Annotated in this window: 1 protein-coding gene; it reads right to left on the reverse strand. The window is 49.6% G+C overall.

All coding sequences use genetic code 11. The features are described from left to right. Positions 1-240: hypothetical protein (locus AAEY62_RS24445; protein WP_350637073.1), on the reverse strand; the 240-nt coding region annotated here is incomplete at both ends.

A 240-nucleotide genomic window follows, 5' to 3' on the forward strand; every position in this document is an offset into this window, starting at 1 on the left:
CTTTGTGGCATAGCACCATCAACCCAGGCGCCAACTGCAGTGGCGGTTCCACGTTCGATATTTCTGGCAAAACCAGACGGTATTTCCAATACTAAAGCAAGCTCGCCGCTGCGCATCCTGCTATCAAGCTCTGCATAATCTTTTATCGGTTCCTGTGCTAAAAAATATCGGGAGCCCGATAAGCTAAGAGTATAATTCTGGCTTAATACGGTCTGATCCCGGTCCAGCACGGCGTAGCGT

This window comes from Pseudoalteromonas sp. GW168-MNA-CIBAN-0100 (genome assembly GCF_040309225.1).
In the GTDB taxonomy this organism is placed as follows: domain Bacteria; phylum Pseudomonadota; class Gammaproteobacteria; order Enterobacterales; family Alteromonadaceae; genus Pseudoalteromonas; species Pseudoalteromonas arctica.